The following is a 23,519-nucleotide window of genomic DNA, read 5'->3' as shown; positions in this document are numbered from 1 at the left end:
TCAGCCCCTCCTCACGGAGGCGACCGGCGTGCCGGTGACGCGCGCCGCTGCGAGTTTTCCCGACACGAGCACGGTCGGCAGGCCGACCCCGGGGGTCGTGCCGCAACCGGCCAGCACGGCGTTGGCGGTTCCGGTGACGAGGTTGCGCGGACGGAAGGGGCCCGTCTGGGCGAAGGTGTGGGCGGTGGCGAAGGGGGTGCCGAAGGCGTGACCGGTGCGGGCCCAGTCGGCCGGGGTGACCAGGCGCTCGGTGACGGTGGCGGAGCCGAATCCGGTCAGGCCGCGCCGCTCCAGCGTGGCGACGAGCTCGTCGCGGTACCTCGGCCCGAACCGGTCCCAGTCGATGCGGCCGGCGCGCAGGTTCGGGCAGGGCGCCAGCACGTAGAACAGGTGGCGCCCCGGCGGTGCGAGCCCCGGATCGGTGTGGGTGGGTTGGGTGATCAGGAACGAGGGGTCGCTCATGACCCGTCCCCGGTCGATGATCTCGGTGAAGGTGCGCTGCCAGGCGGCCCCGAAGGAGATCGTGTGGTGGCCCAGCTCGTCCCAGGTACGGTCGGTGCCCGCGTGCAGGACGACCGCCGAGGGCGAGAACCGCAGGGGGAACAGCCGTCGCGGCGTGCGCCCCAGCAGCCGGTAGGCGACCGGGAGGTCGGGGGTGAGGACGACGGCGTCACAGGCGATGCGCTCGCCGCCCTCGGTGATCACGGCGGTCACCCGGTCGCCGCGGCGTTCCAGCCGGGTGACGGCGTCGCCGTAGCGCAGTTGGGCCCCGGCCTTCTCCGCGGCGCCGGCCAGCGCCTCGCCGAGCGCGCGCATGCCGCCCCGCGGGAAGTGGACGCCGGCGACGGTGTCCATGTAGGCGATGACGGCGTAGGCGGCCAGGGCCTGCCGTGGCGCGACCCCCGCGTACAACGACTGGAAGGAGAAGATCCTGCGCAGCCGTTCGTCGGTGACGAAGCGGCCGATCGCCGGGGCGAGCCGGCCGAACCCGCCGAGCGCGGCGAGACGGGCGAGCTCCGGGGAGAGCAGGGAGAAGGGGGAGTCGAAGTTGGCGTCGATGAAGCGGCGCATCTCCAACCGGTACAGCTCCTCCAACCAGGAGCGGAGCCGCAGGTAACCGGCCGCCTCGCGCGGGCCCGCCACACGACGCACCTCGGCCTCCATGGCGTCGGCGTCGGTGTGCACGTCGATGGCCGAGCCGTCGGCGAACCGGGCGTGGTAGGCGGGGGTGAGCGGGACCAGGTCGAGGCGGTCGGTGACGGTCTCGCCGACCGCGCCGAGGACTTCGTCGAGCAGGTCGGGCATGGTCAGGACGGTCGGTCCCGTGTCGATCCGGAAACCGTCGAGGTCCAATCGCCCGGCACGACCGCCCGGATGGTCGTCGCGTTCGACGACGGTGACCCTGCGGCCGGCCCCGAGCAGGTGCAGGGTCGCGGCGAGGCCGGACAGGCCGGCCCCGATCACGACCACGTGGTCGGTTGGTCCGGTGACGGTGCGCAATCGCCCTCCCTGGAGTGAACGGTGGTGTCGATCAGGCGGTGCCGCCGGTCAGTTGCCGCGCCGCGCGATGCGGCCGGCGATCTCGCCCAGCGCGGCGCGGGCACTGTCTTCGACCACGGCCTCGGCCAACCGCGAGATCCCACGCGCGGTGAGGTGGTCGATGCGCTCCTCGACGGCCTCGCGCGCACCGAGGCGGTCCAGGGCGGCCCGCGCCCTCTCGATCCGCTCGGGTTCCCGGGTGCCGGTCACCGAGGTGAGCGCCTCCAGCGCGTCGGTGTCACCGCGCTCTTGGGCGCGGCGCAGGCCGATCGCGAGCAGGAGGGTGCGTTTGCCCTCGCTCAGGTCCTCACCGGCCGGTTTGCCGGTGGTGGCGGGGTCTCCGAAGACGCCGAGCAGGTCGTCGCGGAGCTGGAAGGCGGTCCCGACGTCGCCGCCGTAGCCGCGTAGGGCCGCGACGACCTCGGGGGCGGCCCCGGCGATCGCGGCGCCGAAGTGCAGGGGGCGTTCGACGCTGTAGGCGGCGGTCTTGAGCCGGGCGATGCGCAGCGCGGCGAATTCGCTGGGGTCACGGCGCGCCTGTCCGTGCACGTCGAGGAACTGGCCGGCCATCATCTCGGTGCGCATGGCCTGCCAGGCGGGGCGGGCGGCGGCGCGCTGGGCGGGGCTCAGCCCGGCGTCGTCGAGCATGTCGTCGGCCCAGACCAGGGCGAGGTCACCGGTGAGGATCGCCAGCGCGTCACCGTAGCGCTCGGAGTCACCCTCCCAGGCGTTGTCCCGGTGCGATCGGGCGTGGGCCGCGTGCAGGGCGGGGGCGCCGCGGCGCAGCGGCGAACGGTCCATCACGTCGTCGTGGACGAGCGCGCAGGCCTGGACGAGTTCCAGCGCGCCGGCCGCGCGCAGCATGGTCTCGGCCTGGGGACCTCCCCTGGCTCCGCCCGCGGCCCGCCATCCCCACCAGGCGAAGAGGGGGCGGATCCGTTTCCCGCCGTCGAGGATGAAGGAACGCAACCTGTCGACCACGGTCCGGGCGAACCCCTCGTCGGCGTCGAAGGCGAGATCTCGGCGGCCGTCGAGGAAGGCGGTGAGAACGGCGTGGATTTCGTCGGGGACGGACTCGTCCAGGGACCGCTCCGGCTCCGATTGGTCAGGGGCGAGGCGTGGTCGCGGCGTGACCGCTGCTGGCCGAACCTCTGGCATGGACCCTCCCGGGGTGTTCCGGTCCCGTGTGGACCGGCGGGGCGAGGCGGGCCCGGCGTCCGCCGGCCCGCCCCATTAATTCATATTTCATATTTCTTATTTTTTAAACATCTTACTGATACTTCTTCTTGTGTCACGCTTTGCCGCGGACGCCACGCCGGGCGTTTGGACACACCATCGCTCCTCGGCGCCGATCATGGGAAGACGACCGTCGACGAAACACGCCGCCTGAAAGGCTGGGCTACCCAACGAGCCGACACCGGAACGTCGACGGAGAACGGAGACCACGTGCACAGCGTCCACCCCGCGCAACCAGCGTCCGGAGCGGAGGAGACCGGTCAGGAACTCGTCGTGCTGCTCGACACGGACCACAGGCCCATCGGCAGCGCGGCCAAGGCCACCGTGCACCACGAGCACACCCCCCTGCACCTGGCGTTCTCCTGCTACGTGTTCTCCCCCGCCGGCCGGCTGCTCATCACCCGACGCGCTCTGGGCAAACGCGCCTGGCCGGGGGTGTGGACGAACTCCTGCTGTGGGCATCCGGCGCCCGGTGAGCCGATGGAGACGGCCATCCGGCGCCGGGTCCGCCAGGAGCTGGGCATCGACGTGCGGGACCTCCGCCCGGCCCTGCCCGACTACGCCTACCGCGCCACCGACGCGAGCGGCGTGGTCGAGAACGAGTTCTGTCCCGTCTACCTCGCGACCAGCGACGACACCCCCGACCCCGACCCCGCCGAGGTCATGGAGTGGCGCTGGGCCGACTGGGAGTCCTTCGTGACCCTGGCCCGCGAGGCGCCGTGGAGCATCAGCCCGTGGGCGGCCGAGCAGTCGGTACGGCTCGCCGAACAGGGCTGACCCGCTTTCCTCCGCGCCTCCCGCGAGGGATGCCCCGTTCTCCTCCGGCCTCGAAGGAGGCGGCCCCGCCCGTCACGCCCCTGGCCGGCCCCTGCCGTTCCGGCCGCCACCATGAAAGGCCCGGTGCCCATTCGCCTCTTCCGCCCGGTCGGCCGCGGCCGACCGGGCGGCACCTCAGAGCCAGCCGCGGCGTTTGAAGACGAGGTAGAGGATCGCGCTCACCATGAACATCAGCGCGATCGCCATGGGATAGCCGTACGCCCAGTGCAACTCCGGCATGACGTCGAAGTTCATGCCGTAGATGCCGCCCACGACGGTCGGCGCGAACAGGATGGCCGCCCAGGAGGAGATCTTCTTGACCTCCTCGCTCTGGGCGTAGCTGGCCTCGGTGAGGTGCTTCATCTCCTCGTTCTGGGCCTGGCTGACGAGGGTGGCGTTGACGGTGAGGATGTTGCCGAGCATCTGCCGGAAACCGTCGACGCGCTCGGCGACGGTGGTGGCGTGGTCGGCGACGTCGCGCAGGTAGCGCTGGAGTTCCTCGTCGGTGCCGTACTTCTCGAACCCGGCCTCCAGGCCCTCGAGGATCGACAGCAGCGGACGGGTGGCCCGCTGGAACTCGATCACCTCGCGCGAGAGTTCGTAGATGCGCCGCGACACGCCCGGGTCGCGGCCGAACACCTGGGTCTCGATCTCGTCGATATCGTTCTGCAGTCCGGCGACGACCGGCGCGTAGCCGTCGACGACCGCGTCGAGTACCGCGTACAGCACGGCCTCGGGCCCCTGGGCGAGCAGTTCGGGGGCGTTCTCGAGGCGGCGGCGTACCACGCTCAGGTCGGGGGCCTGGCTGTGGCGGACGGTCAGGACGAAGTCGGCGCCGACGAACAGGTGGATCTCACCGAAACGGACCTCCTCCACCTCGTCGACGTAACGTGCCGCGCGCAGGACCACGAAGAGCGTGTCGCCGTAACGCTCCAGCTTGGGCCGCTGGTGGGCGACGATGGCGTCCTCGACGGCCAACTCGTGCAGGCCGAACTCCTCGGCCGCGGCGAGCAGCTGGGACTCGGAGGGCTGGAACAGGCCGATCCAGGCCATGGCGCCGGGCCGGCGCGGCACCCTTTGGTGCAACTGGGTGATGCCGGTGGGCACGCCCTCCTGGCGACGTCCGTCGATGTAGATCGCGGCGTCGACGACGCTGTCCTCGACCGGAGCGCTGCGAGGCGTCTCCTCGGCGCGAGGGTCCATCGAGTACTCCGGCGCGGGTCCCGAGGCGGGGTGGGACCGGCGGGAGGAGGCCGGGGTGCGGAGCGTGGGCAGCCATGCGCGCATGCGGCGCTGGGGCATGGAGACTCCCGAGCGGATCGTCGGAACGGAACCTGGGGCGCGCGGACACGGGGTGATGCGGGGCGCGCCGGACCTGGTGCGGGATCTACCTGGTACTCGGAGGTTGGCTCATGTTCGGCCTCACCTCCCGGGTCCGTGGATTCGCTCGACGGTCTCCCAGGTTACCCTGCCGGTCCGATGCGGCCGTAACGTCCGGCCGCGCGACGTGTGCGATGTCCCCGGAACACGCCTCACCGCCCTCCTCGCGACCAGGCCGTTCACCTGTATGGTCAACGGAGAGTAATACAGCAGTCACTCCGGGAAGCACCCTGTTGGTTGTCGGGTTCTTCCGGAGTCCGGCGAAGGCACAGCGGAGGGAAGACGACACGATGACCTCTCACGACCGTCCCCGTCCCCACTGGAGCCTGCGCGTCGTGGGAGCGGCGCTGCGTGTGTTCCCCGGAGTCGTCGCGGTGTTGAGCGGAGCCGCCCTCATCACGGCGCTGGCCGGCCTGGCCGCGGTTCGGCTGGTGCCCGCGGCGTCGGCGCCCGTCGCGGCGTTGACCATGCTGCTCGCCGCGCTGTTCGTGGCCGGCCGCCGGCGCAACGCGCGCAGGCGTCGCGCGGCGACCGGCTGATCTCCCCCGGTCATCCGCGCCGCGCGGCCGCGCCGTCGGCGGGGAACTGGTTGAAACGGCGGCCCGCCTCCTCGTTGAGGGCCGTCAGGCCGCGCACCACGCTGCCCGCGTGCTCGCCGGCCTCCAGCCCGCTACGCGCCTCCTCGTCGGTGGAGGTGGGCAGGACCCTGTTCATCGTGCGCAACGACCACTGGGTGAACCCCGGCCATGCGCCGTGCAGGAGCACCGCGGCCCGGGCCATCGGGGTCAGCACGAGGTGGTGACGGCCGATGCGCATCGCCTGGACCATGCGGCGGGCGGCACGCTCGGCGTCCATCGACACGACCGGAAGCCCGGCCAGCAGGGAGAACCAGGTGTACTCCCGTTCCGGAGCCCCGGCGAACAGGGCGCGGCGGTGCGAACCGGTGCGCATGAGGCCCGGGACCACGGTGGTGACGTGCACCCCCTCGACGGCGAGTTCGGCGTCGAGCCCTTCGGAGAGCGCCACCTGGGCGAACTTCGCGCAGGAGTAGGGCATCAGGTGGGGAATGCTCAGCTTGCCGCCGATGGAGGTGATGTTGAGGACGTGGCCGCGACGGCGGCGCAGCATGGGCAGCACCGCCCGCGTCAGCCGCAACGGTGCCCAGAACATCAACTCCATCGCCTCGACGAAGTCGTCCCGGGTCATCGCCTCGAAGGGCGCCACCTGGATGATCCCGGCGTTGTTGACCAGGATGTCCAGACCGCCGAAGCGGGTCTCGATCTCCTGTGTCAGCCGCGCGACGGCCTCCTTCTCGCGCAGGTCACAGGTGAGGGCGTGCGCCTCGACGCCCCGACCCCGCAGGTCGGCGACGGCGCGGTCCAGTTCGTCGGTGGCGCGCGCGCAGATCAGGACGCGGCACCCCTGCGCGCCGAGTTCACGCGCGAGGAGCAGGCCGAGCCCACGGGACCCGCCGGTGACCAGCGCGGTGCGCCCCCTCAGGTCCTGTGGGCGGCGGGCCAGGCGCAGGGCCGCCGCGCCGATCCCCACGGTGGCCCCCATCACGAACGCTGTCTGTTTCCATCCCATGGTCGTCGTTCCTCCTCGGCTCTTTCGCTGCGGTGGCTCAGGCACCGGGACGCAAGACCACCTTGACCGCGCCGTCCCGTTTCTTCTGGAACATGTCGTAGGCGTGGGGGGCCTCCTCCAGGGGCAGGACGTGGGTGGTCAGGTCCTCGACACCCAACGGGTCCCCAGTGTCGGTGAGCAGGGGGAGGATCTCGTCGGTCCAGCGCCGGACGTGGGCCTGCCCCATGCGGATCTGCACGCCCTTGTCGAACAGGTCGAGCATCGGCATCGGGTCGGCCTGTCCCCCGTAGACGCCGCTGATGGAGACCGTTCCGCACCGGCGCACCAGGTCGAAGGCCAGGTTGAGGGCGGCCATCCGGTCGACCCCGGCGCGCCCGATGAGCCTCTCACTGACCGCGTCAGGCAGCTTCCCGGCCAGCGTCTGGGCGGCCTTGGCCATCGGTGAGCCGTGCGCCTCCATGCCGACGGCCTCGATCACCGAGTCGGGGCCACGGCCCCCCGTCATCTCGCGGACCCGCTCGGCGGCGTCTCCGGTGGACACGTCGAGGGCGGTCACGCCGTGCCGGCGGGCCATCTCCAGCCGCTCGGGCACCAGGTCGAGGCCGAAGACCTGCTCGGCCCCGCGATGGCGGGCGATGCGGGCGGCCATCTGTCCGATCGGTCCCAGCCCGATGACGGCCACCGATCCGCCCGGCGGAACGTCGGCGTAGTCCACCGCCTGCCAGGCCGTGGGCAGCACGTCGGACAGGTAGAGGAACCGTTCGTCCGGCGGCCCTTCGGGAACCTTGATCGGCCCGAAGTGCGCCTGGGGCACGCGCAGGTACTCGGCCTGGCCGCCGGGGACGTGTCCGTAGAGCTTGGTGTAGCCGAACAGCGATCCGCCGGTGCCGTGCTCGCGGTTCTGGGTGGTCTCGCACTGCGCGTAGTAGGCCATCCGGCACATGTGGCAGTGCCCGCAGGAGATGTTGAAGGGCACGACCACGCGGTCGCCGGGGCGCAGGCCGTCCACCTCGGAGCCGACCTCCTCGACGATCCCCATCGGTTCGTGCCCGAGGATGTCACCGGGTTCCATGAACATCGTGAGCACCGAGTACAGGTGCAGGTCCGATCCGCAGATCGCGGTCGAGGTGATGCGCACGATCGCGTCGGTGGGTTCCTCGATCACGGGGTCGGCCACGTCGGTGACGCGGACGTCCTCCTTGCCCTGCCAGGTCACGGCTTTCACTCCGCCTCCTCTCCACCGGGTCACGCCGCGCTCGCGCGACGCCGTCGTGACTCCCCTGGCCTCGATCCCGACCGGTAAACCCGCCGCAAATCCGTTTAGCCCCATCGATCCCTTGCGTGATGGAACGCAGCCTTTTGCTCCCCGTGGGTGCATGTGCGCTGACACGCCGGGTAGCCGCCCCCAGGACCAAGGAGGTTTCCCGTCACCGTGCCGGGCGAGCCCTCCCGATCCACGAGCGGAAGGCAGAGGATGTTCCGTCACACCAAGCACCTACAGTTCGAGGCCAAGCCCGAGAAGCCGGACGCCTTGTACGCCGCGAAACTCCAGGAGCTCATTGGCGGCGCCTACGGCGAGATGACGGTCACCATGCAGTACCTGTTCCAGGGCTGGAACTGTCGCGTCGAGGGCAAGTACAAGGACATGATCCTCGACGTCGCGACCGAGGAGATCGGCCACGTCGAGATGCTCGCGACGATGGTGGCCCGCCTGTTGGAGGGCGCTCCCGACGACGTCATGGCCAAGGCCGTGAAGGATCCCGCCGTGGGCGCGGTCGTGGGCGGGATGAACCCGCAGCAGGCGATCGTCTCCGGCGGCGGTGCGGTCCTCGCCGACAGCGGCGCCACCCCCTGGAACGGCAAGTACATCGTGGCCAGTGGCAACCTGATGGCCGACTTCTACGCCAACGTCGCGGCGGAGGCCCAGGGCCGGCTGCAGACGGCCCGGCTCTACAACATGACCGACGATCCCGGCGTCAAGGCGATGCTCAAGTTCAACCTGGCGCGCGACACCGTCCACCAGAACCAGTGGCTGGCCGCCATCGAGCAGCTCAAGGAGGACGGACTGGAGGGACCGATCGTGCCCAACGCCCTGTTCGACGAGGAGAACCAGGAGCACTCCCGCACCCACTGGCACCTGTCCGACGGCACGCAGGCCCAGGACGGTCCGTGGGCACAGGGAATCGCGCCCGACGGTGTGCACCAGCTGGAGTTCCTGGCCGATCCGGCCCCGCTGGGCGGCCCGGCCTCGGCGCCCCCGCCGCCGGACCACCTCTACGGCACCAAGGCCGCCGGACACGGCGGTGAGGGCTCGGCCAAGGGTCCCTCGGGTGCCCCGAACAAGTCCATGGGCGACAAGATCAAGGACACCTTCTCCTGAGAGGTCCGCGGTCCCGGGGCCGTCCCCGGGACCGCGCCCGTGTCGGCCCCGGGCCCCACCCGATACCGGGGCCGCGTCGTGTGGGCCGCCTGGGTCAGCCGACGTAGCGCCGGGCCCGCGAGGTCCGCTGGGGCTCCTCCAGCAGCCGTAGCCCCTGTTCGACCCGGGGCGGGACGGGAGCCCGCTCCCGCAACACCCACGGAAGCCCCGCCGCGGCCTCGGCCAGCGCGGCCAGGCTCGCCGCGTCCGGCGGGATGGAGCGCAGCACCGCCACGGTCCGCCGCAGCGCCCCCGAGGCCGGCCGGCGCAGCCACGCCGTCCACAGCGTGTTGCGGATCCCCAGCTGACGGCGTCGGCGCGGGTCACGGCTGTGTGAGGGCGCGTGGTGGACGACCAGGTCCTCGATCCAGCACATCCACCAGCCGGCGCGGGCGAGGTCGAGGGCCAGGAGCTCCTCTTCCCCGCCCAGCCACAGGCGCGGAGAGAAGCCGCCGACCTGGTCGAAGGCCGAGACCCGCAGCACCGACGCGCCGGCCAGGATGCTGAGCAGCGCGGGCCCGGGCAGGCTGTCGGGGGCGGGCACGGGCGAGTCGCGCAGCTCTGGGGTGATCGGGTCCTCGCGTGAACCGGGTTCGACCAGGATGCGGCCGGTGAGCGAGGCGACGTCGGGGTGGGCGTCCAACAGGTCGGCGGCCTGGGACAGGGCGCCCGCCTCCCACCAGGTGTCGTCGTCGCAGAAGGCGACATAGGGCGCCGTCACCGCGGCGACCCCGATGTTGCGCGCCACGGCCCCGAGGTTGGCGCGGGCCCTGATCACCTCGACCTCGGGATGGCGTTCGGCCACCGCCGTGGCGGTGCCGTCCCGCGAGGCGTTGTCCACGACGACGATCTGCGGGCGTTCGGGCACCCGGGTCATCCGCTCCAGCACGCCGAGCACCTCGTCGCGCCGGTTGTGGGTGATGACGACGACGGCGACGCGCGGGTCCGGCCCGCGCCGCGCGCTCACGTCGTCTCCAGCGTGCGCAGGGCGTGCTCCACCCGACCGGGCAGCCGGCGTCGCTGTCGCAGCGCTCCGGGAAGCCGGCGCAGCGCGTCGGCGAGGGCGCCCCGGGCGTCGGGGTCGGTGGTCGCGGCGTGGGCCAGGCGGGCCGTCTCCCGGGTCGCGCGTTCCACCGGCCGGCGCAGCCAGGCCGAGAGCAGCCGGTTGCGCAGGTCCAGGCGGACACGCCAGGAGGCCGGCGGCCGGGCGGCCGAGGGATGGTGGTGTGCCCGGACGTCGGCGACGTGGCACGACGTCCAGCCCGCCGCGGCGAGGTCCTGGGCGAGGAGCGCCTCCTCACCGGAGAAGAAGAGCAGCCGGCTGAACCCGCCGACCTCCAGGAAGGCCGACCGGCGCACGACCGCGGCGCACGCCAGGAAACCGAGTACCTCCGGCCCGGGTGTCCCCGCGCGCCGGGGCAGCGGGCTCTCGGCCATCAGCGCGTTGATCGGGTCGGGCCGTTCCTCCTCGCCCACGACGACCGAGGCCGCGAGCAGTCCCAGGCTCGGGTGGGCGTCGAACACGTCGGCCGCCCGCTCCAGGGCCCCCGGAGCCCACCAGGAGTCGTCGTCGCTGAAGGCGACGTAGGGAGTCTCCGCGAGCTCGACGCCGATGTTGCGCGCCGCGCAGCCGAGGTTGTCGCGCACCCGGATCGAACGCGCCCAGGGGTACTCCCCTCGGACGAGGGCCGACGTGCCGTCCGAGGAGGCGTTGTCCACGACGATCACCGCGGGGCGGGGATCGAGGCGGGCCAGCTCGTCGAGTGTGCGGGCCAGTTCGGCGTGGCGGTCGCGGGTCGCCACGACGACCGTCACCCGAGGCGGATCGGTGCCGGGCGCCTCGTCGTTGCTCACGTCGTCGCCTCCTTGGGGTCGGGGGTGGCCGGGTCATGGCCGCGGATTCCGCTACCCGTCATCCCCTGGTGCATGCGAATGGCGTGTAAAAACGTCCCCATGGAGCGCGCCGACTGTTCCACCGTGACGACGCGACTACCTAGACTCGACGTGTCGTGTTCAAAGGTCCGACAGAGCGGCCTGTCCTGTCAGCCACATCCGAAATAGATCTCAGAATCGCGCCGTACCGAATGAGGTCCCGCGCCCGCGCACACGACACGCGAGGTTTCCGGACATACCACGAATACCCTGCGAGCGATTCCACGATCTCCTCAGGACACAGGCGAGATGTGATCGGCACATCGCCTGCCGTGCGTTGGGAGAGGTATTTCGATGCGCGCATCGAGCACTCTGCATGAACAGACGGACACGAGCATCCCACAACCCCGTTCCCCCCGTAACCGCACGTCCGACGAGGAATACCGGCGGCAGACGCGGGAACTTCTGGAACGGCTCCGCACGGTCGGGCGTGACGACCCACAACGGGAGCGTATCTGCCACCGACTCATCGAACTGCACATTCCCGTGGTACGGAGGATCGCCCGCCAGTACCGAAATCGCGGGGAATCCGAAGAGGACCTGCGCCAGGTGGCGATGGTCGGTCTGATGCAGGCCATCCGGGACTTCAATCCCGACTACGGCAAAGAATTCATCTCCTACGCCCTACCCATGATGACCGGTGAGGTCAAACGGCATTTCCGCGACCGCACATGGGCCATTCGGGTTCCCCGCAAACACCAGGAGAAGAGGTCTGAGCTCAACCGCGCGACGGCCACCTTCACCCAGGAGAACGGCCGTACGCCGACGGTCGCGGAAATAGCGAAGATGCTGGAGATGTCGGTCGAGGACACGATCGAGCTCATCGCCGCGTCGACGGCCTACAGCGCGTTGTCACTCGACGTGCCCTACGGCGCCGACGAGGAGGAGAAGACCTTGGGGGACACCATCGGACAGAACGACGAGGACCTGGAGAGCGTGGTGGACCGAGCGGCGCTGCGCCCCGCGCTCGCCGCCCTGGCGCCCCGGGAACGGCGGATCCTGCTGCTGCGCTTCGCCGGCAACAAGACCCAGGCCCAGATCGCCGAGCTCGTCGGCCTGTCCCAGATGCACGTGTCGCGCACGCTCAGCGCGACGCTGCGCAAACTGCGCGCCGAGCTGCTCGGCGACGTGTGACACCACCTCCCCGCCCACGCGGGTGGGGGATCCCAACGACGCGGCGCCGGTGGAACCCGTCCACCGGCGCCGTGTCGTCCGCGCTCACCCGGTCATCCCGCGGACACCGCCGAGGCCGCGCCACGGTCCCCGTGGTCGGCGCGACGTCGCTGGAACCAGGCGATCGTGCGACGCAGTCCCTCATCCATGGGGACCAGGGGTCGCCATCCCAACAGCTCGGCCGCCAGGGTGGTGTCGGGGCGACGGAATCGCGGATCGTCCTCCGGTCTGCCGACGAAGACGATCTCCGACGCCGATCCGGTCAGCGAGCGGACCAGTTCGGCGAGGCGGATCATGGACAGCTCCTCCCCGCTGCCGATGTTGATCGGCCCGGTCTCCCCGCTCTCCGCCAGGGCGACCAGGCCGCGCACCGTGTCGTCGACGTAGCAGATGGAGCGTGTCTGCAGGCCGTCGCCGGCGACCGTGATCGGCTCGCCGGCCAGCGCCTGGCTGATGAACGTGGGCACCGCGCGCCCGTCGTGGGGGCGCATCCGGGGACCGTAGCAGTTGAAGATCCGGGCGATCGCGATGTCGGCGCCGCGGGCCCGGTGGTGGGCCATGGTCAGCGCCTCGGCGTAGCGCTTGGCCTCGTCATAGACACTGCGCGGTCCGACCGGGTTGACGTTGCCCCAGTAGCTCTCGCGCTGGGGGTATTCCAGCGGATCACCGTAGACCTCGCTCGTGGAGGCCAGCACCAGCCGGGCGTCATGGGCGTGGGCCAGGCGCAGCGCGTTGCGCGTGCCGAGGCTTCCGGCCTCCAGCGTCTCCACCGGCAACCGCAGGTAGTCCACTGGTGAGGCGGCGGAGGCCAGGTGGAACACCAGGTCGACCCGGCCCGTCACCCAGAGAGGGTGGGTGACGTCGGCCTTGACCAGTTCGAACCCCGGTCGTCCGGCCAGGTGCCGCACGTTGTCGGGCGTGCCGGTGGCGAAGTTGTCCACGCACACCACGTCGACGCCGCGTTCCAGCAGCCGCTCGCACAGGTGGGACCCGACAAAACCGGCGCCACCGGTGACGACCGCACGCCGTCGTTGTCCTGCTGTCATTTCCTCGCCTCCTCGGCCACGCTGTCGTCAGATCAGGGCCAGGACGTCTCGCGCGACGGGCAGATCACCAGTTCGCGCACCTCACAGCCCGGAGGTTGCCGCAGCGCGAACAGCACGGCCCGCGCGACGTTTTCAGGGGGGTTGAGCTTGGCGTCGGGACCAGGCCGGTACTGCTCCGCCCGCCCGTCGAAGAAGGCGGTGTCCATCCCGCCGGGGACGATCAACGTCACGCCGACCTGACCGGCCGTCTCCGCCGCCAGCGCGCGGGTGAAGCCGACCACGCCGAACTTCGATGCGCAGTAGGCGGTGGCGTCGCTGAGGGCGCGCAGGCCCAGGGTGGAGGCGACGTCGACGACCACGCCCTCGCTCGCGCGCAGATAGGGCAGTGCCGCGCGCACGACGGAGGCGGTGCCGATGAGGTTGACCTGGATGACGCGCTCCCAGTCGTCGGCGGGGACGTCCTCCAGCCGCCCGCAGGCGTCGGTCCCCCCGGCGTTGACGATCGCGTCCAGGCCGCCGGCGGTCTCGGCGAGACGGCGCACCGCGGCCTCCGTGGCGGCCCGGTCGGTGAGATCGGCCCGTTCGAAGTCGAAGCCGCCCTCCGGTTCCCGCAGGTCCAGGACGAGGGGTCGGCCTCCCTCCTCCTGCACGGCGCGGGCCAGGGCGGCGCCCAGCCCCGAGGCCCCGCCGGTGATGAGGGTGTTGCCCAGTTCTCGCACGTGTTTCCTTCCTGTGGAACGTCGGATCTCTTTCAGCGGCCGGTGGCGCGCATCGCGGTGACCAGGCCGGTCGTGGAACGTCCGGGAAGCAGGGGGAGCAGGACCACCTCGCCCCCGTAACCGGAGACCACCGGCGCCTCGGGCAGGCTGGTGATGGCGTAGTCGCCGCCCTTGACCCACACGTCGGGGCGGAGCCGCTCCAGCAGGGCGCTGGGGGTGGGGTCGTCGAACACCGCGACCGCGTCGACGCACTCGAGCGCGGTCAACACCCTGATCCGGTCGTGCAGCGGCGTCAGCGGCCGGTCCGGTCCCTTGAGCCTGCGGATCGCGGCGTCTCCGTTGATGCAGACGATCAGGCAGTCGCCGAGCGCCCTGGCCCGGCGCAGCAGGCTGACGTGCCCGGCGTGCAGGACGTCGAAGCAGCCTCCCGCGGCGATGACCCGCCCGCCTGCGCGGCGGATCCGTTCGGCCACCTCGACGGCCCCTTCGCTCAGGCCCATCGGCAGCGCCCCGGTCATGGGCCCCACGGTGGTGGCCGCGCCGGCGCCGCCGGCCGCGACGAAGCGGGACGCGGCCTCGACCGCCTCGCCGACGACCGCTGCGGTGTCGGCGCCGTCGCCCAGGGCGGCGGCCGCGCAGGAGGCGAACCGGTCACCGGCGCCGCAGACGTCGTCGGCCGGGCCGACCGGTGGGGCGGGCAGGTATCCGCCCTTTCCGCCGGAACCGGCCCACACCGCGCCGTCACCGCCCAGGGTGATGGCCACGGCGTCGGCCTGCCAGCCGCGGGCCAGCTCAGCGGCCCGTTCCAGGCCGGCGGCCGAATCCCCCTCCGTCACGCCCGCCTCCGCGGCGTTGGGGGTGACCAGGCGGGTTCCCGGCACCGGTGGGGGACCCGCCGGATGGGGGTCCCACACGATCGGGATGTTCGCGGCGCAGGCCGCCAGTCTCTCGCGCACGGCCGGCAGCTCGGCGACACCACGCCCGTAGTCGGAGACGAGCACGGCCCTGGCCTCCTCCAGCGCGGCGAGGACCCGGTCGGCCGGGCCGTCCGCAGCGGCGCGACCGTCCCCGTCGTCGACCCTCAACAGCGGCCTCTCCCCGTCGAACACCCGCGTCTTGACGGGCGTCCGCCCGCACAGGGGCAGCCGGGTCAGCGCGACGGTGTCGTTGAGCAGTCCGGCCAGCCGCTCGCCCGCGGCGTCCTCGCCGACCGCGGCGATCAGCACGACCGGGACCCCTTGGCGCGCGGCCAGCCAGGCGGCCAGCGCGGCGCCCCCCGGCCGGTGCCGCACGTCGGCGTCCTCGACCACGGGTACCGCCGCGTCGGGCGTGCGCCTGCGGCTGTTCCCCCGCAGGTCGACGTCGAGCAGCGCGTCCCCGATGACGACGAGCGGGCCGGGGCTCACGCCCCCACCTCCTGGCGCCCCTGGCCCGTCGCGGCGTCGGCGCGGTGGATCTCGGAGTCGACCACCGAGCACAGCAGGTGGATCAGCGCGAGGTGGACCTCCTGCACCGTCGACGGAGAGGTCGAGGCGACCCGCACGGTCGCGTCGCACACGGCGGGCAGGGTGCTGGGGGTCGCCCCCGTCAGCGCCCAGCTGGTGAGACCGATCTCGCGGGCGGTCATCGCGGCGATGATGACGTTCTCACTGGCACCGCTGGTGGACAGGCACATCAGGACGTCGCCGGGACGGCCGTGGGCCCGGACCTGGCGGGCGAACACGTCGCGGTAACCGTAGTCGTTGGCGATCGCGGTGACACTGGAGGTGTCGGCGTGCAGGGCGATGGCGGCGAGTGGGCGACGGTCGGACTCGAAACGCCCGACCAGTTCGGCGGTCAGGTGCTGGGCCTCGGCGGCGCTGCCCCCGTTGCCGCAGACCAGCAGCCTTCCCCCGGCCGCCAGGACACCGGCCAGGTGCCGCCCCCATTCCTCCACCCGTTCGGTCTCGGTTTCGCGTAGTGCGGCCTGCAGTTCGGTCAGATGCGGGTGCATTCAGATACCTCCCGATGGGATGGCCGGCGTCGCGCACGCGGCACGGCCGGCGTCCTCGGTTCGGGGCCGGACGACGACGGCCGTCCGCTCCCCGCTCCGGCGGCGCAGGACCTCCTCGTAACGTTCCAGGGTCTGGGACCCGATGAGCGGCCAGGAATAGCGGGCGGCGGCACGGTCGGCTCCGGCGATGCCGTAGCTCTCCATGCGGACCGGGTCGGCGAGCAGCCGGCGCAGCCTACGGGCCAGCACGGCCGGATCGCGCGGGGGTACCAGCAGTCCGGTGACGTCGTGGATCATCGTGTCGAGGTGTCCGCCGACCCGGGAGGCGACGACCGGCACCCCACAGGCCATCGCCTCGACCGGGGCGATGCCGAACGGCTCGTACCACGGCACGTTGACGGAGACGTCGGCGGAACGCAGCAGGGCCGGCACGTCCTCACGGGAGACCCGGCCGATGAAGCGGACCCGTTCGGCGACGCCGATCTTCTCCGCGATGGCGCGCAGCCGCATGGCCTCGGCGTCGGTGTGCAGCTCGTCCTCTGCCGGCCCGCCGGCGATGACCAGCTCGGCGTCGGGAACGCCGGGCAGCGCCCGCACGATCGTCTCGACGCCCTTGCGCTCCACCAGCCGCCCCAGGCTGAGGAGCCTGGGGCGTTCGCCCCGTGGGGCCGCCGGGCCTTCCGGAGTGAAGCGGTCCAGGTCGACCCCGCAGGGGACGACGGACAGCGCCGCGGGGGCCACCCCCCAGGAGCGCAGTTCGCGTACCTCGGCCGAGGAGGTCGCGATGACCATGTCGACGCGCCGCGCCACCGACTTCTCGGCTTCGACGCGGCCGGAGGGGCTGGTGTCGCGCGCCCCCTGGAAACGGCGCTTGACCGTCCCCAGCGCGTGGAAGGTCTGCACCACGGGAACGTCGACGCGCTCCGCCGCCTCCAGCGCGGCGGTCCCGCTCATCCAGAAGTGGGCGTGGACGATGTCGGGGCGCTCCCCCGCCCACTCGGCGGCCAGCCAGGCGGCGAACTCGGGCATGTGGTGGACGAGGTCGTCCTTGGCGATCTCGCGCGCCGGGCCCGCGGGGACATGCCGTACCCGGGCGCCCGGCGCGAACTCCACCGTCTCCGGCTGGTGCGGGTCCGTCCTTCGGGTGTAGACCGTCACGTCGTGGCCGTCCGCGCCGAGCACGCGGGCCAGCTCGGCGACGTGGACGTTCTGCCCGCCGCCATCGGCTCCCCCGAGCGCGGCCAGCGGACTGGCGTGCTCGGACACCATGGCGATCTTCATCGGGTCACCTCCTCCAGCAGTCGGTCCCACGCGGTGAGGAACCGAGAGAGCGGATATCTGCGCAGGGCCGCGGCGCGGGCCGCGGTTCCGGTCTCCTCCGCGCGGGCGGGATCCGCGGCGAGGTCGCGCAGGGCACGGCTCAAGACGTCGCGGCGGGTGGTGAGGACGCCGGCCTGCTCGGGGACGGCCTCGACCGCCTCGGTCGAGGCGAGCGCGACCACGGGCATGCCGAGCATCATGGCCTCGATCAGCGAGAGCCCCAGCGACGTCCAGCGGATGGGATGCAGGTAGACGCGGCGACGCGCGAGTTCGGTGTGCATGTCACGCTGAGGCAGGTCCTCGAAGCCGCGCAGGCGCTCGGGGGGCAGGCCGAGCCGTCCGGCCGTCCCCTCGACCCCCATTCCGAAGAGGTCCAGCGGAACCGCCTGCGACAGTTCGGGCAGCAGGTCGGTCCCGGTGACCCGCCAGCGCCGCAACGGCTCGTTGATGACGACGCCCGCGCGGGGCAGCTCACCGGTGTAGCGGTATCCGGGGTCGACGACGCCGTGTTCGATGACGAGGGTCGGCGCGCGCCCGCAGTCCCAGAACAGCTCGTTGAAGTGGGTGACGTGCACGACGGGCACGTCGGCCCGGTCGGCCACCGGGTGGCGGGTGAGGGGGACGTCCCCCTTGGGGGTGTTGTGCTCGACGTAGAGCGCGGGAAGGTCGCGTCCGGGGCGCCGCCCCAGCCAGCGCCGCGCGAGTTCCAGTTCGTGCGGACGCTGCGCGATCACGACGTCGACGTCCTCGTCGCGCAGCGCCTCCGGCTCGACCTCGACCGCGTTGTCGGGCCACGACCAGGTCCGGGCCCTCCCCCTGCCGTCGGGGCCACGGTCGGGGGTCACCGGTAGCAGGAAGGTGTGCCGCCCGTGCACGAACGACGTCGTCCAGGATCCGTGCACGTGCCACAGCAGGACGCGCAGCGTCCGCCGCGGGTTCCCGCGTCGTCTCGGCTCTCGGCCGACGCTCGGCGCGGCTCCGGACGGGGCCGGGTCGGTCGTTGTCATGCCTTCTCCTTGCTGAGTTCACGAACGGCCGCCACGACGTCGGCGGCGGTGACGGAGGACAGGCAGGGATGGCCGGGAACCGGACACTCCCGGGCCCGGGTGCCCCGGCAGGGGGCGTGGGGGTCCCCCAACAGCACCACGGGCACGCCGTAGGGCGCCCAGTTGCGCGCGGGGACGACGGGGGCGAACAGGGAGACCACGGGGGTGGCGACCGCCGCGGCCAGGTGGGCGGGGCCGGTGTTGCCCGAGACGAGGACCGCTGCCCCGTCGAGTACCGCCGCGAGTTCGGCGAGGTCGGTGCGCCCGGCCAGGTTCACCCCGGTGGCGCCGGCGATCGCCGCGCAGTCGTCGTGTTCGGCGGAGGAGCCGGTGACCACGACCCGGTACCCCTCGGCGGCGAGCTTGCCCGCGGTCTCGACGGCGAGCGCGTGGGGGACCGCCCGCGCGGGAACGGAGGCACCGCCGTGGATGACGACGTATCCCGGCGGCCCGGTCAGGGCGCTCACATCGGGCAGTGGCCGGCGCACGGCCAGTCCTCCGCTGTCACCCGGCGGAAGGCGGTAGCCCGCGGCCTCGGCCAACGACAGCATCCGTTCGGCCTCGGGTCCCTCCTCGGGGAGGCGGTGCCGGAGGTCCAGCAGGCTGCCGGGATAGTCCACGCCGATCGCGCCGATCCAGGGCACTCCCGCCAGCCGCAGCAACAGCGCCAGCGGCAGCGGCGACTGGTGGAAGGAGGTGAGGATCAGCGCGGCCCGCGGCGCCTCGGCCTGTACGGCCGCGCACAACTCCTCCACCGCGGAGGAGGTGAGCGGGGGTGGCTGCGGGTCGATCCAGGGAGCGCACCACTCGATCACCCGGTCCACTCCGGGCAGCAGCTCCGCGGCGGCCCGGCCGCGTGGGCCGGCGAGGAGCACCACCCGCCCGGCCTCCTCGGCGACCGCCCGGATCGCGGGGCCGGCGAGCAGGACGTCGCCGACGTTGTCCTGTCGGGCGACGAGCACCGTTTCACCCCGGGCGGGTGGGATGCCGGCCGCCGCGTGGTCGTGTCCGGCCGTCATCCCGCGGGCCCCCGCAGGGCCCGGTCGACGGCCTCACCGAGGGTCCCGGCGGTCTCGGGCGCCGCGGCGACCTCCGCCGGGCGGGTCCGCCCGTTGGGGACCAGGATTCCGCGGGCCCCCGCCGCGCGGGCCGCCTCGACGTCGGCGCCGATGTCCCCGATGACGACGCACTCGCCGGGCTCGACGCCGAGCTCGGCGGCGGCCGACTCGATCATGCCGGGGCGAGGCTTGCGGCAGTCGCAGCCGTCGCCGTCCCCGTGCACGCACACCCGCCACACGTCGAAGGGGCCGAGCAGTGCCTCGACCCGGGCGTTGACCCGTCGCAGCTGTTCCGGGGAGATCAGACCGCGGGCCACCCCCGACTGGTTGCTGACCACCCCCACCCGCACGCCCGCCGCGCGGGCCCTCCGCACCGCGGCCCGCGCCCCCCGTACCGGGCGGACCAGGGCGGGGTCGGCGTTGTAGGGCACGTCGTGGACGAGCGTGCCGTCCCGGTCGAACAGGATGGCGGCGGGCGCCCCCGGGGAACGGGGCAGCGCGCGGCGGTGGCGGACCTCCCCCACGGCGCGCTGGTAACAGGCCAGCGGCGGGATGAGGGCGCTGGTCACCACCATGGCGGTGACCTCGGCGGGGTTGAGCGGGCCCGCCGCGATCCGCCTCGCCGCGAACTCGGCGGTGAGCGCGCCCCAGGCCAGGCCGAGCGCGGCGGCGCTTCGGCGGTGCCCCGTCGCCGCGGCGAACGCCGTCCCCGCCAGCAGCGCGCTGGTCAGGGCGTGGCGGCGCAGTCGGCCGGGCCGCTCCCCCACCCGCTCCCGCCAGCGGGGTCCGTGCACCCGGCGCATCAGCGCGTTGTCGGCGTTGCCCCGCTGAGCCCGCAGCGACCCCCAGTGCCCGTCCTCCCGAAGCGGGTGCGGGCACCGGCGTTCGCCCCGGACGAGCCCGTAGCCGGCGTCGATGACCCGCAGCGCGAGGTCGGTGTCCTCGCGGTAGGCGCGGGGGAAACGCTCGTCGAATCCCCCCACCTCGGCGAGGACCGATCTGCGGTAGGCCATGTCGGCGGTGATCCAGCGGGCCTCGGACAGCGCCAGGGTGCCTCGTTCGGCGTCGGTGGGCCGGCGGCCGACCGGTTCGGGGACGACGATCCGTCCCTGGCTGCCGGCCACGTGCGCGGGCAGTCCGGCGAGGTCGGCGGCGAGACGCGACGGCCAGTCGGCCGGGGGCGCCACGTCGTCGTCGAGGAAGGCGATCCACTCTCCCGTGGCGGCCCGCCATCCGACGTTGCGCGCCGCGGCCGGGCCGCGCCCTCCCGAGCGCAGGACCCGCACGCCCGCCAGCCCCGCGACGGGCAGTTCGTCCGCGGGCTCAAGCCGGTCGTCGACGACGACGATCTCCAACGGCCCGTCGTCGCCCGCGTCGAGCAGGGGACGCAGCACCCGCTCCAGTCCGGGCCGTCCGACGGTGGGGACGACCACCGCGTAGTCGGTTCGCGCCACTCCTACCGCCGCCCTCGGGCAGCACGGCGACGTACGACGAACGGCCCGATCGCGAGCAGGTCGACCGGGGCCGAGCCGAAGCACTCCAGCGCGTCGCGGGGGGAGTCGACCATGGGGCGTCCGGCGGTGTTGAGGCTGGTGTTGACGCACACCGGCAGGCCCGTGTGCGCCTCGAACCGCTCCAGCATCCGGGCCACCAGCGGTTCGGCCGCCGGATCGACGGTCTGCACGCGCGCGGTTCCGTCGGTGTGCACGACCGCGGGAATACGGTCGCGCCAGTGCGGTGCGACGTCGTGCACGAACAGCATGTAGGGGCTGGGGAGGGGACCACGCGAGAAGATCTCGGACGCCCGTCCGGCGAGCACCATCGGGGCGACCGGCCGGAACTGTTCACGCCCCTTCACGTCGTTGAGGCGCTCCAGGTTGTCCGGGTGGGCCGGATTGGCCAGCAGCGACCGGTGCCCCAGGGCGCGGGGGCCGTACTCGCTACGTCCCTGGAACCAGGCGACGATCTCGTCGCGGGCGAGGGCGAGGGCGACCTCCCCGGCGAGGTCGTTCGGACGCTCATAGGCGATCGCGGCACGGTCCAGTTCGGCGGCGATCTCCTCATCGCTCCAACCACGCCCCAGGTCGGCGCCGCCCATCGGGACCAGGCGCTCTCCGGCCTCCTCCGCCAAGTGCAGCGCGCATCCCAGCGCGGTCCCGGCGTCTCCCGCCGCAGGTTGGACCCACACCTGCTCGAACGGCCCCTCGGCGGCGATGCGGGTGTTGGCGACGCAGTTGAGGGCGACACCACCGGCCATGGTCAGCAGCGACGCGCCCGTGCGCTCGTGCAGCCATCCCACCAGTTCGAGCAGGACCTCCTCGAACCTGCGCTGGACGCTGGCGGCGAGGTCGGCGTGGTCCTCGGTGATCTCGTCGGTGGACTCCCGCCGCTTGACCAACGCGGCCCAGTCGATGGGACGGACCTCGATCAGCCCCTCCCCCCGGTAGCGGATGTGGTCACGCATCTCCTCCGCGAAGCGCGGGGTCCCGTAGGAGGCCAACGCCATGACCTTGTACTCGTCGCTGGAGCGGCGGAACCCGAGGTGCTGGGTCAGGTCCTCGTAGGTCAGGCCGAGGGAATCGGGCAGGCTCTGGCGGGCCAGGACCTCCAGTCGACCGCCGCGGTAGACGCCCGCCAGGTGGGAGGCCGTCTCGCCGCGCCCGTCGGCGACGAACACGGCCGCGTCACGCCCCCCGGGAGCGGCCAGCCCCGCGGAGGCCGCGTGGGCGACGTGGTGGGGGACGAAACGGACCCGGGCGGGGTCCAGCCCGGGCAGCGCGGTGGCGAGGAATCGCGGCGCCCGTTCGGCGTAGAGGGTCCGCAGGCGTTCCCAGGCGGGATCGTGCCCCTGCATCCACCCGGTGACCAGGGAGGGATCGTAGGAGTACCCCACCGCGTCGAGTTCCTCGGGCTGTATCCCGGCCTGCTCCAGGCACCAGCGCATCGCCTGCTCGGGGAGTTCCCACGCCGAGAAGGGGACCGCCTCCTTCCCGTGCTTGCGCCTGCTGAACCGTTCCTCCTCGGCGGCTGCGACGATCTCGCCGTCGACGACCAGTGCCGCGGCGGGATCGTGGAACACGGCGTTGACACCGAGAAATCGCATGGGGCGGCGCCCTTCCGGAATCGCGTGGCCTGTCGCGTGCCCGGTGGTCTGAGCACGTCGGTCAACTACCAGACGAAGCGACGCTCAAACAGCGAAGGCTCGAAAACCCCTACCAATAGGCTCTCGAACACGGATTCGACCACGTAGAGTGACGAAATTCCGCAGGTCATGATCTCGCAAACGCATCGCCCCGACTGGGAACGACCCGCGTGGGTAGTCGCCCGGACGCGGCCGGGCCGGCCGCTCGTCATGTCCCACTGGATCCTCGGGAGAGAACCGACGTGGACGTCTCCGCCACCCACATCGCCTACGACCACGGTGATCACATCAACATCGTCAACATCGACCCGCAGACCGCGCGGTCCAGTGACGAACCCGTCTCCGCCGAAGACCTGGCCGTGGGCGGGGACCGCGACGCCACGCTGGCCGCCGCGGGATTCCGGCGTGTCGGTGAGTGGCGCCGCGAGAACGGTCTGGAGTCGGCGCCGCTGGAACGCACCCGCTGACGGGGCGTGGCCGCGGTGGACGTAGAGACGGGCCCCGCCCTCTGCTCAGAGGACGGGGCCCGCGTAGGCCGGCGGGGCGGAGAGCGCCCCGTTTCCGGGCGGGATCACGGTTCCTGGGGCGCGGAGTCGAGAAGGCGTCGGGCCTGCTCGGCGTACTCCGGCTTGACGACGATGTCGTAGCGGTCCGCCCGCAGACCGCGGAGTGAGGAGAAGTCCCGCCTTCCCCCCTGGAGCGCATGCCCCACCAGACCGAAGATCGCCCCGGCGATGGCGCCCCACACCAGACCGCCGAGGACGAGTACCGCCCACGAGCCCACCCCCGCCGTGAACAGGGCCAGGAAGAGCCCGATCAACAACCCGAACCACGCCCCCGCGGCGGCACCGCCTCCCGTGGCCCGCAGGTTGGTCACCCGGCCGGTCACCTGTTCCACCAGGCGGATGCCCACGCCCACGATGGCGGTGTGCTCCACCGGGAACTCCCGATCCGACAGGTGGTCCACCGCGGCCTGGGCGTGCAGGTAGTCGTGGTAGCTCGCGACGGTCTCGCCCGATCCCAGGGGACCGGACTCCTGTGGCGCCGGTACCGTCATCGGCCTCCTCCTCACCTCGTTCCCCGTGCCGGGTCGCACCCGGACACCCGTGTCAG

Annotated in this window: 22 protein-coding genes; 5 read left to right on the top strand and 17 right to left on the bottom strand. The window is 72.5% G+C overall.

From position 1 onward, the window contains the following. Complete coding sequence (gene crtI / locus ACYVHU_RS19650; RefSeq protein WP_200813491.1) at positions 1-1,470, bottom strand: phytoene desaturase family protein; 1,470 nt, start codon at positions 1,468-1,470, stop codon at positions 1-3. A gap of 78 nt (positions 1,471-1,548) precedes the next feature. Further along, a complete protein-coding gene (locus ACYVHU_RS19645) occupies positions 1,549-2,697 on the bottom strand; it encodes a polyprenyl synthetase family protein (protein WP_078759596.1) in 1,149 nt (382 codons plus the stop codon). 288 nt (positions 2,698-2,985) lie between these two features. Here ACYVHU_RS19645 and idi point away from each other — a divergent pair, with 288 nt between their 5' ends. Further along, complete coding sequence (idi, locus tag ACYVHU_RS19640; protein WP_078759597.1) at positions 2,986-3,552, top strand: isopentenyl-diphosphate Delta-isomerase; 567 nt, start codon at positions 2,986-2,988, stop codon at positions 3,550-3,552. A 174-nt stretch (positions 3,553-3,726) separates the two neighbouring features. On the opposite strand, the gene ACYVHU_RS19635 is transcribed toward idi, so the two are convergent. After that, entirely contained in the window at positions 3,727-4,893 is a 1,167-nt protein-coding gene (locus ACYVHU_RS19635) for a magnesium and cobalt transport protein CorA (RefSeq protein WP_078759598.1), read from the bottom strand. Between the two features lie 368 nt (positions 4,894-5,261). Between ACYVHU_RS19635 and ACYVHU_RS19630 the strand changes: the two genes are divergently transcribed. After that, on the top strand, positions 5,262-5,510 hold the full coding sequence (locus tag ACYVHU_RS19630; RefSeq protein ID WP_078759599.1) for a hypothetical protein: 249 nt from the start codon (positions 5,262-5,264) through the stop codon (positions 5,508-5,510). A 10-nt stretch (positions 5,511-5,520) separates the two neighbouring features. Here the strand turns inward: ACYVHU_RS19630 and ACYVHU_RS19625 are convergent, their stop codons facing one another. Both ACYVHU_RS19625 and ACYVHU_RS19620 read right to left on the bottom strand, forming a co-directional pair. Then, the gene (locus ACYVHU_RS19625) at positions 5,521-6,558 is read right to left on the bottom strand and encodes an SDR family NAD(P)-dependent oxidoreductase (RefSeq protein ID WP_078759600.1); all 1,038 of its coding nucleotides are present in this window, start codon (positions 6,556-6,558) and stop codon (positions 5,521-5,523) included. A 37-nt stretch (positions 6,559-6,595) separates the two neighbouring features. Then, on the bottom strand, positions 6,596-7,783 hold the full coding sequence (locus tag ACYVHU_RS19620) for a zinc-dependent alcohol dehydrogenase (protein WP_078759601.1): 1,188 nt from the start codon (positions 7,781-7,783) through the stop codon (positions 6,596-6,598). A 249-nt stretch (positions 7,784-8,032) separates the two neighbouring features. Between ACYVHU_RS19620 and ACYVHU_RS19615 the strand changes: the two genes are divergently transcribed. Further along, entirely contained in the window at positions 8,033-8,938 is a 906-nt protein-coding gene (locus ACYVHU_RS19615; protein WP_078759602.1) for a manganese catalase, read from the top strand. A gap of 94 nt (positions 8,939-9,032) precedes the next feature. Here the strand turns inward: ACYVHU_RS19615 and ACYVHU_RS19610 are convergent, their stop codons facing one another. Both ACYVHU_RS19610 and ACYVHU_RS19605 read right to left on the bottom strand, forming a co-directional pair. Further along, complete coding sequence (locus ACYVHU_RS19610; protein WP_078759603.1) at positions 9,033-9,944, bottom strand: glycosyltransferase family 2 protein; 912 nt, start codon at positions 9,942-9,944, stop codon at positions 9,033-9,035. Beyond that, positions 9,941-10,831 carry a glycosyltransferase family 2 protein gene (locus tag ACYVHU_RS19605; RefSeq protein ID WP_432941187.1) on the bottom strand — a complete coding sequence of 297 codons (891 nt, stop codon included), beginning with the start codon at positions 10,829-10,831 and terminating at the stop codon, positions 9,941-9,943. The genes ACYVHU_RS19610 and ACYVHU_RS19605 overlap by 4 nt, the downstream gene beginning before the upstream one ends. 372 nt (positions 10,832-11,203) lie before the next feature. Here ACYVHU_RS19605 and ACYVHU_RS19600 point away from each other — a divergent pair, with 372 nt between their 5' ends. Beyond that, positions 11,204-12,043 carry a SigB/SigF/SigG family RNA polymerase sigma factor gene (locus ACYVHU_RS19600; protein WP_078759605.1) on the top strand — a complete coding sequence of 280 codons (840 nt, stop codon included), beginning with the start codon at positions 11,204-11,206 and terminating at the stop codon, positions 12,041-12,043. A gap of 92 nt (positions 12,044-12,135) precedes the next feature. Here ACYVHU_RS19600 and ACYVHU_RS19595 read toward each other — a convergent pair whose 3' ends face one another. Genes ACYVHU_RS19595 through ACYVHU_RS19555 form a run of 9 tightly spaced genes read right to left on the bottom strand, consistent with a single transcriptional unit; the run spans position 12,136 to position 22,367 of the window. Beyond that, positions 12,136-13,128, bottom strand: coding sequence for a UDP-glucuronic acid decarboxylase family protein (locus ACYVHU_RS19595; RefSeq protein WP_432941192.1), 993 nt, complete (start codon positions 13,126-13,128; stop codon positions 12,136-12,138). A gap of 32 nt (positions 13,129-13,160) precedes the next feature. Next, complete coding sequence (locus ACYVHU_RS19590; RefSeq protein ID WP_078759607.1) at positions 13,161-13,847, bottom strand: SDR family oxidoreductase; 687 nt, start codon at positions 13,845-13,847, stop codon at positions 13,161-13,163. Between the two features lie 32 nt (positions 13,848-13,879). Beyond that, the gene (locus ACYVHU_RS19585; RefSeq protein WP_432941195.1) at positions 13,880-15,253 is read right to left on the bottom strand and encodes a PfkB family carbohydrate kinase; all 1,374 of its coding nucleotides are present in this window, start codon (positions 15,251-15,253) and stop codon (positions 13,880-13,882) included. Next, positions 15,250-15,840 (bottom strand): D-sedoheptulose-7-phosphate isomerase, encoded by a 591-nt coding sequence (locus ACYVHU_RS19580; RefSeq protein WP_078759609.1) that lies wholly within the window; start codon positions 15,838-15,840, stop codon positions 15,250-15,252. Before ACYVHU_RS19580 ends, ACYVHU_RS19585 begins: the two co-directional genes overlap by 4 nt. Continuing rightward, a complete protein-coding gene (locus ACYVHU_RS19575; protein ID WP_432941198.1) occupies positions 15,841-17,121 on the bottom strand; it encodes a glycosyltransferase in 1,281 nt (426 codons plus the stop codon). Beyond that, positions 17,118-18,167 carry a glycosyltransferase gene (locus ACYVHU_RS19570; protein WP_078759611.1) on the bottom strand — a complete coding sequence of 350 codons (1,050 nt, stop codon included), beginning with the start codon at positions 18,165-18,167 and terminating at the stop codon, positions 17,118-17,120. The genes ACYVHU_RS19575 and ACYVHU_RS19570 overlap by 4 nt, the downstream gene beginning before the upstream one ends. Next, entirely contained in the window at positions 18,164-19,225 is a 1,062-nt protein-coding gene (locus tag ACYVHU_RS19565) for a glycosyltransferase family 9 protein (RefSeq protein ID WP_078759612.1), read from the bottom strand. The genes ACYVHU_RS19570 and ACYVHU_RS19565 overlap by 4 nt, the downstream gene beginning before the upstream one ends. Next, on the bottom strand, positions 19,222-20,718 hold the full coding sequence (locus tag ACYVHU_RS19560; RefSeq protein ID WP_078759613.1) for an HAD-IIIA family hydrolase: 1,497 nt from the start codon (positions 20,716-20,718) through the stop codon (positions 19,222-19,224). Before ACYVHU_RS19560 ends, ACYVHU_RS19565 begins: the two co-directional genes overlap by 4 nt. Positions 20,719-20,720: 2 nt before the next feature. Then, a complete protein-coding gene (locus ACYVHU_RS19555; RefSeq protein ID WP_078759614.1) occupies positions 20,721-22,367 on the bottom strand; it encodes a carbamoyltransferase family protein in 1,647 nt (548 codons plus the stop codon). 281 nt (positions 22,368-22,648) lie between these two features. Between ACYVHU_RS19555 and ACYVHU_RS19550 the strand changes: the two genes are divergently transcribed. Beyond that, complete coding sequence (locus ACYVHU_RS19550; RefSeq protein WP_078759615.1) at positions 22,649-22,873, top strand: hypothetical protein; 225 nt, start codon at positions 22,649-22,651, stop codon at positions 22,871-22,873. Positions 22,874-22,977: 104 nt separating this feature from the next. Here ACYVHU_RS19550 and ACYVHU_RS19545 read toward each other — a convergent pair whose 3' ends face one another. After that, a complete protein-coding gene (locus ACYVHU_RS19545; protein ID WP_078759616.1) occupies positions 22,978-23,463 on the bottom strand; it encodes a YflT domain-containing protein in 486 nt (161 codons plus the stop codon). Positions 23,464-23,519: the final 56 nt, after the last annotated feature.

The sequence above is a fragment of the Marinactinospora endophytica genome, assembly GCF_054780875.1.
Note: the sequence above shows the minus strand (reverse complement) of the source record. Positions and strands in the feature narration are given on the sequence as shown.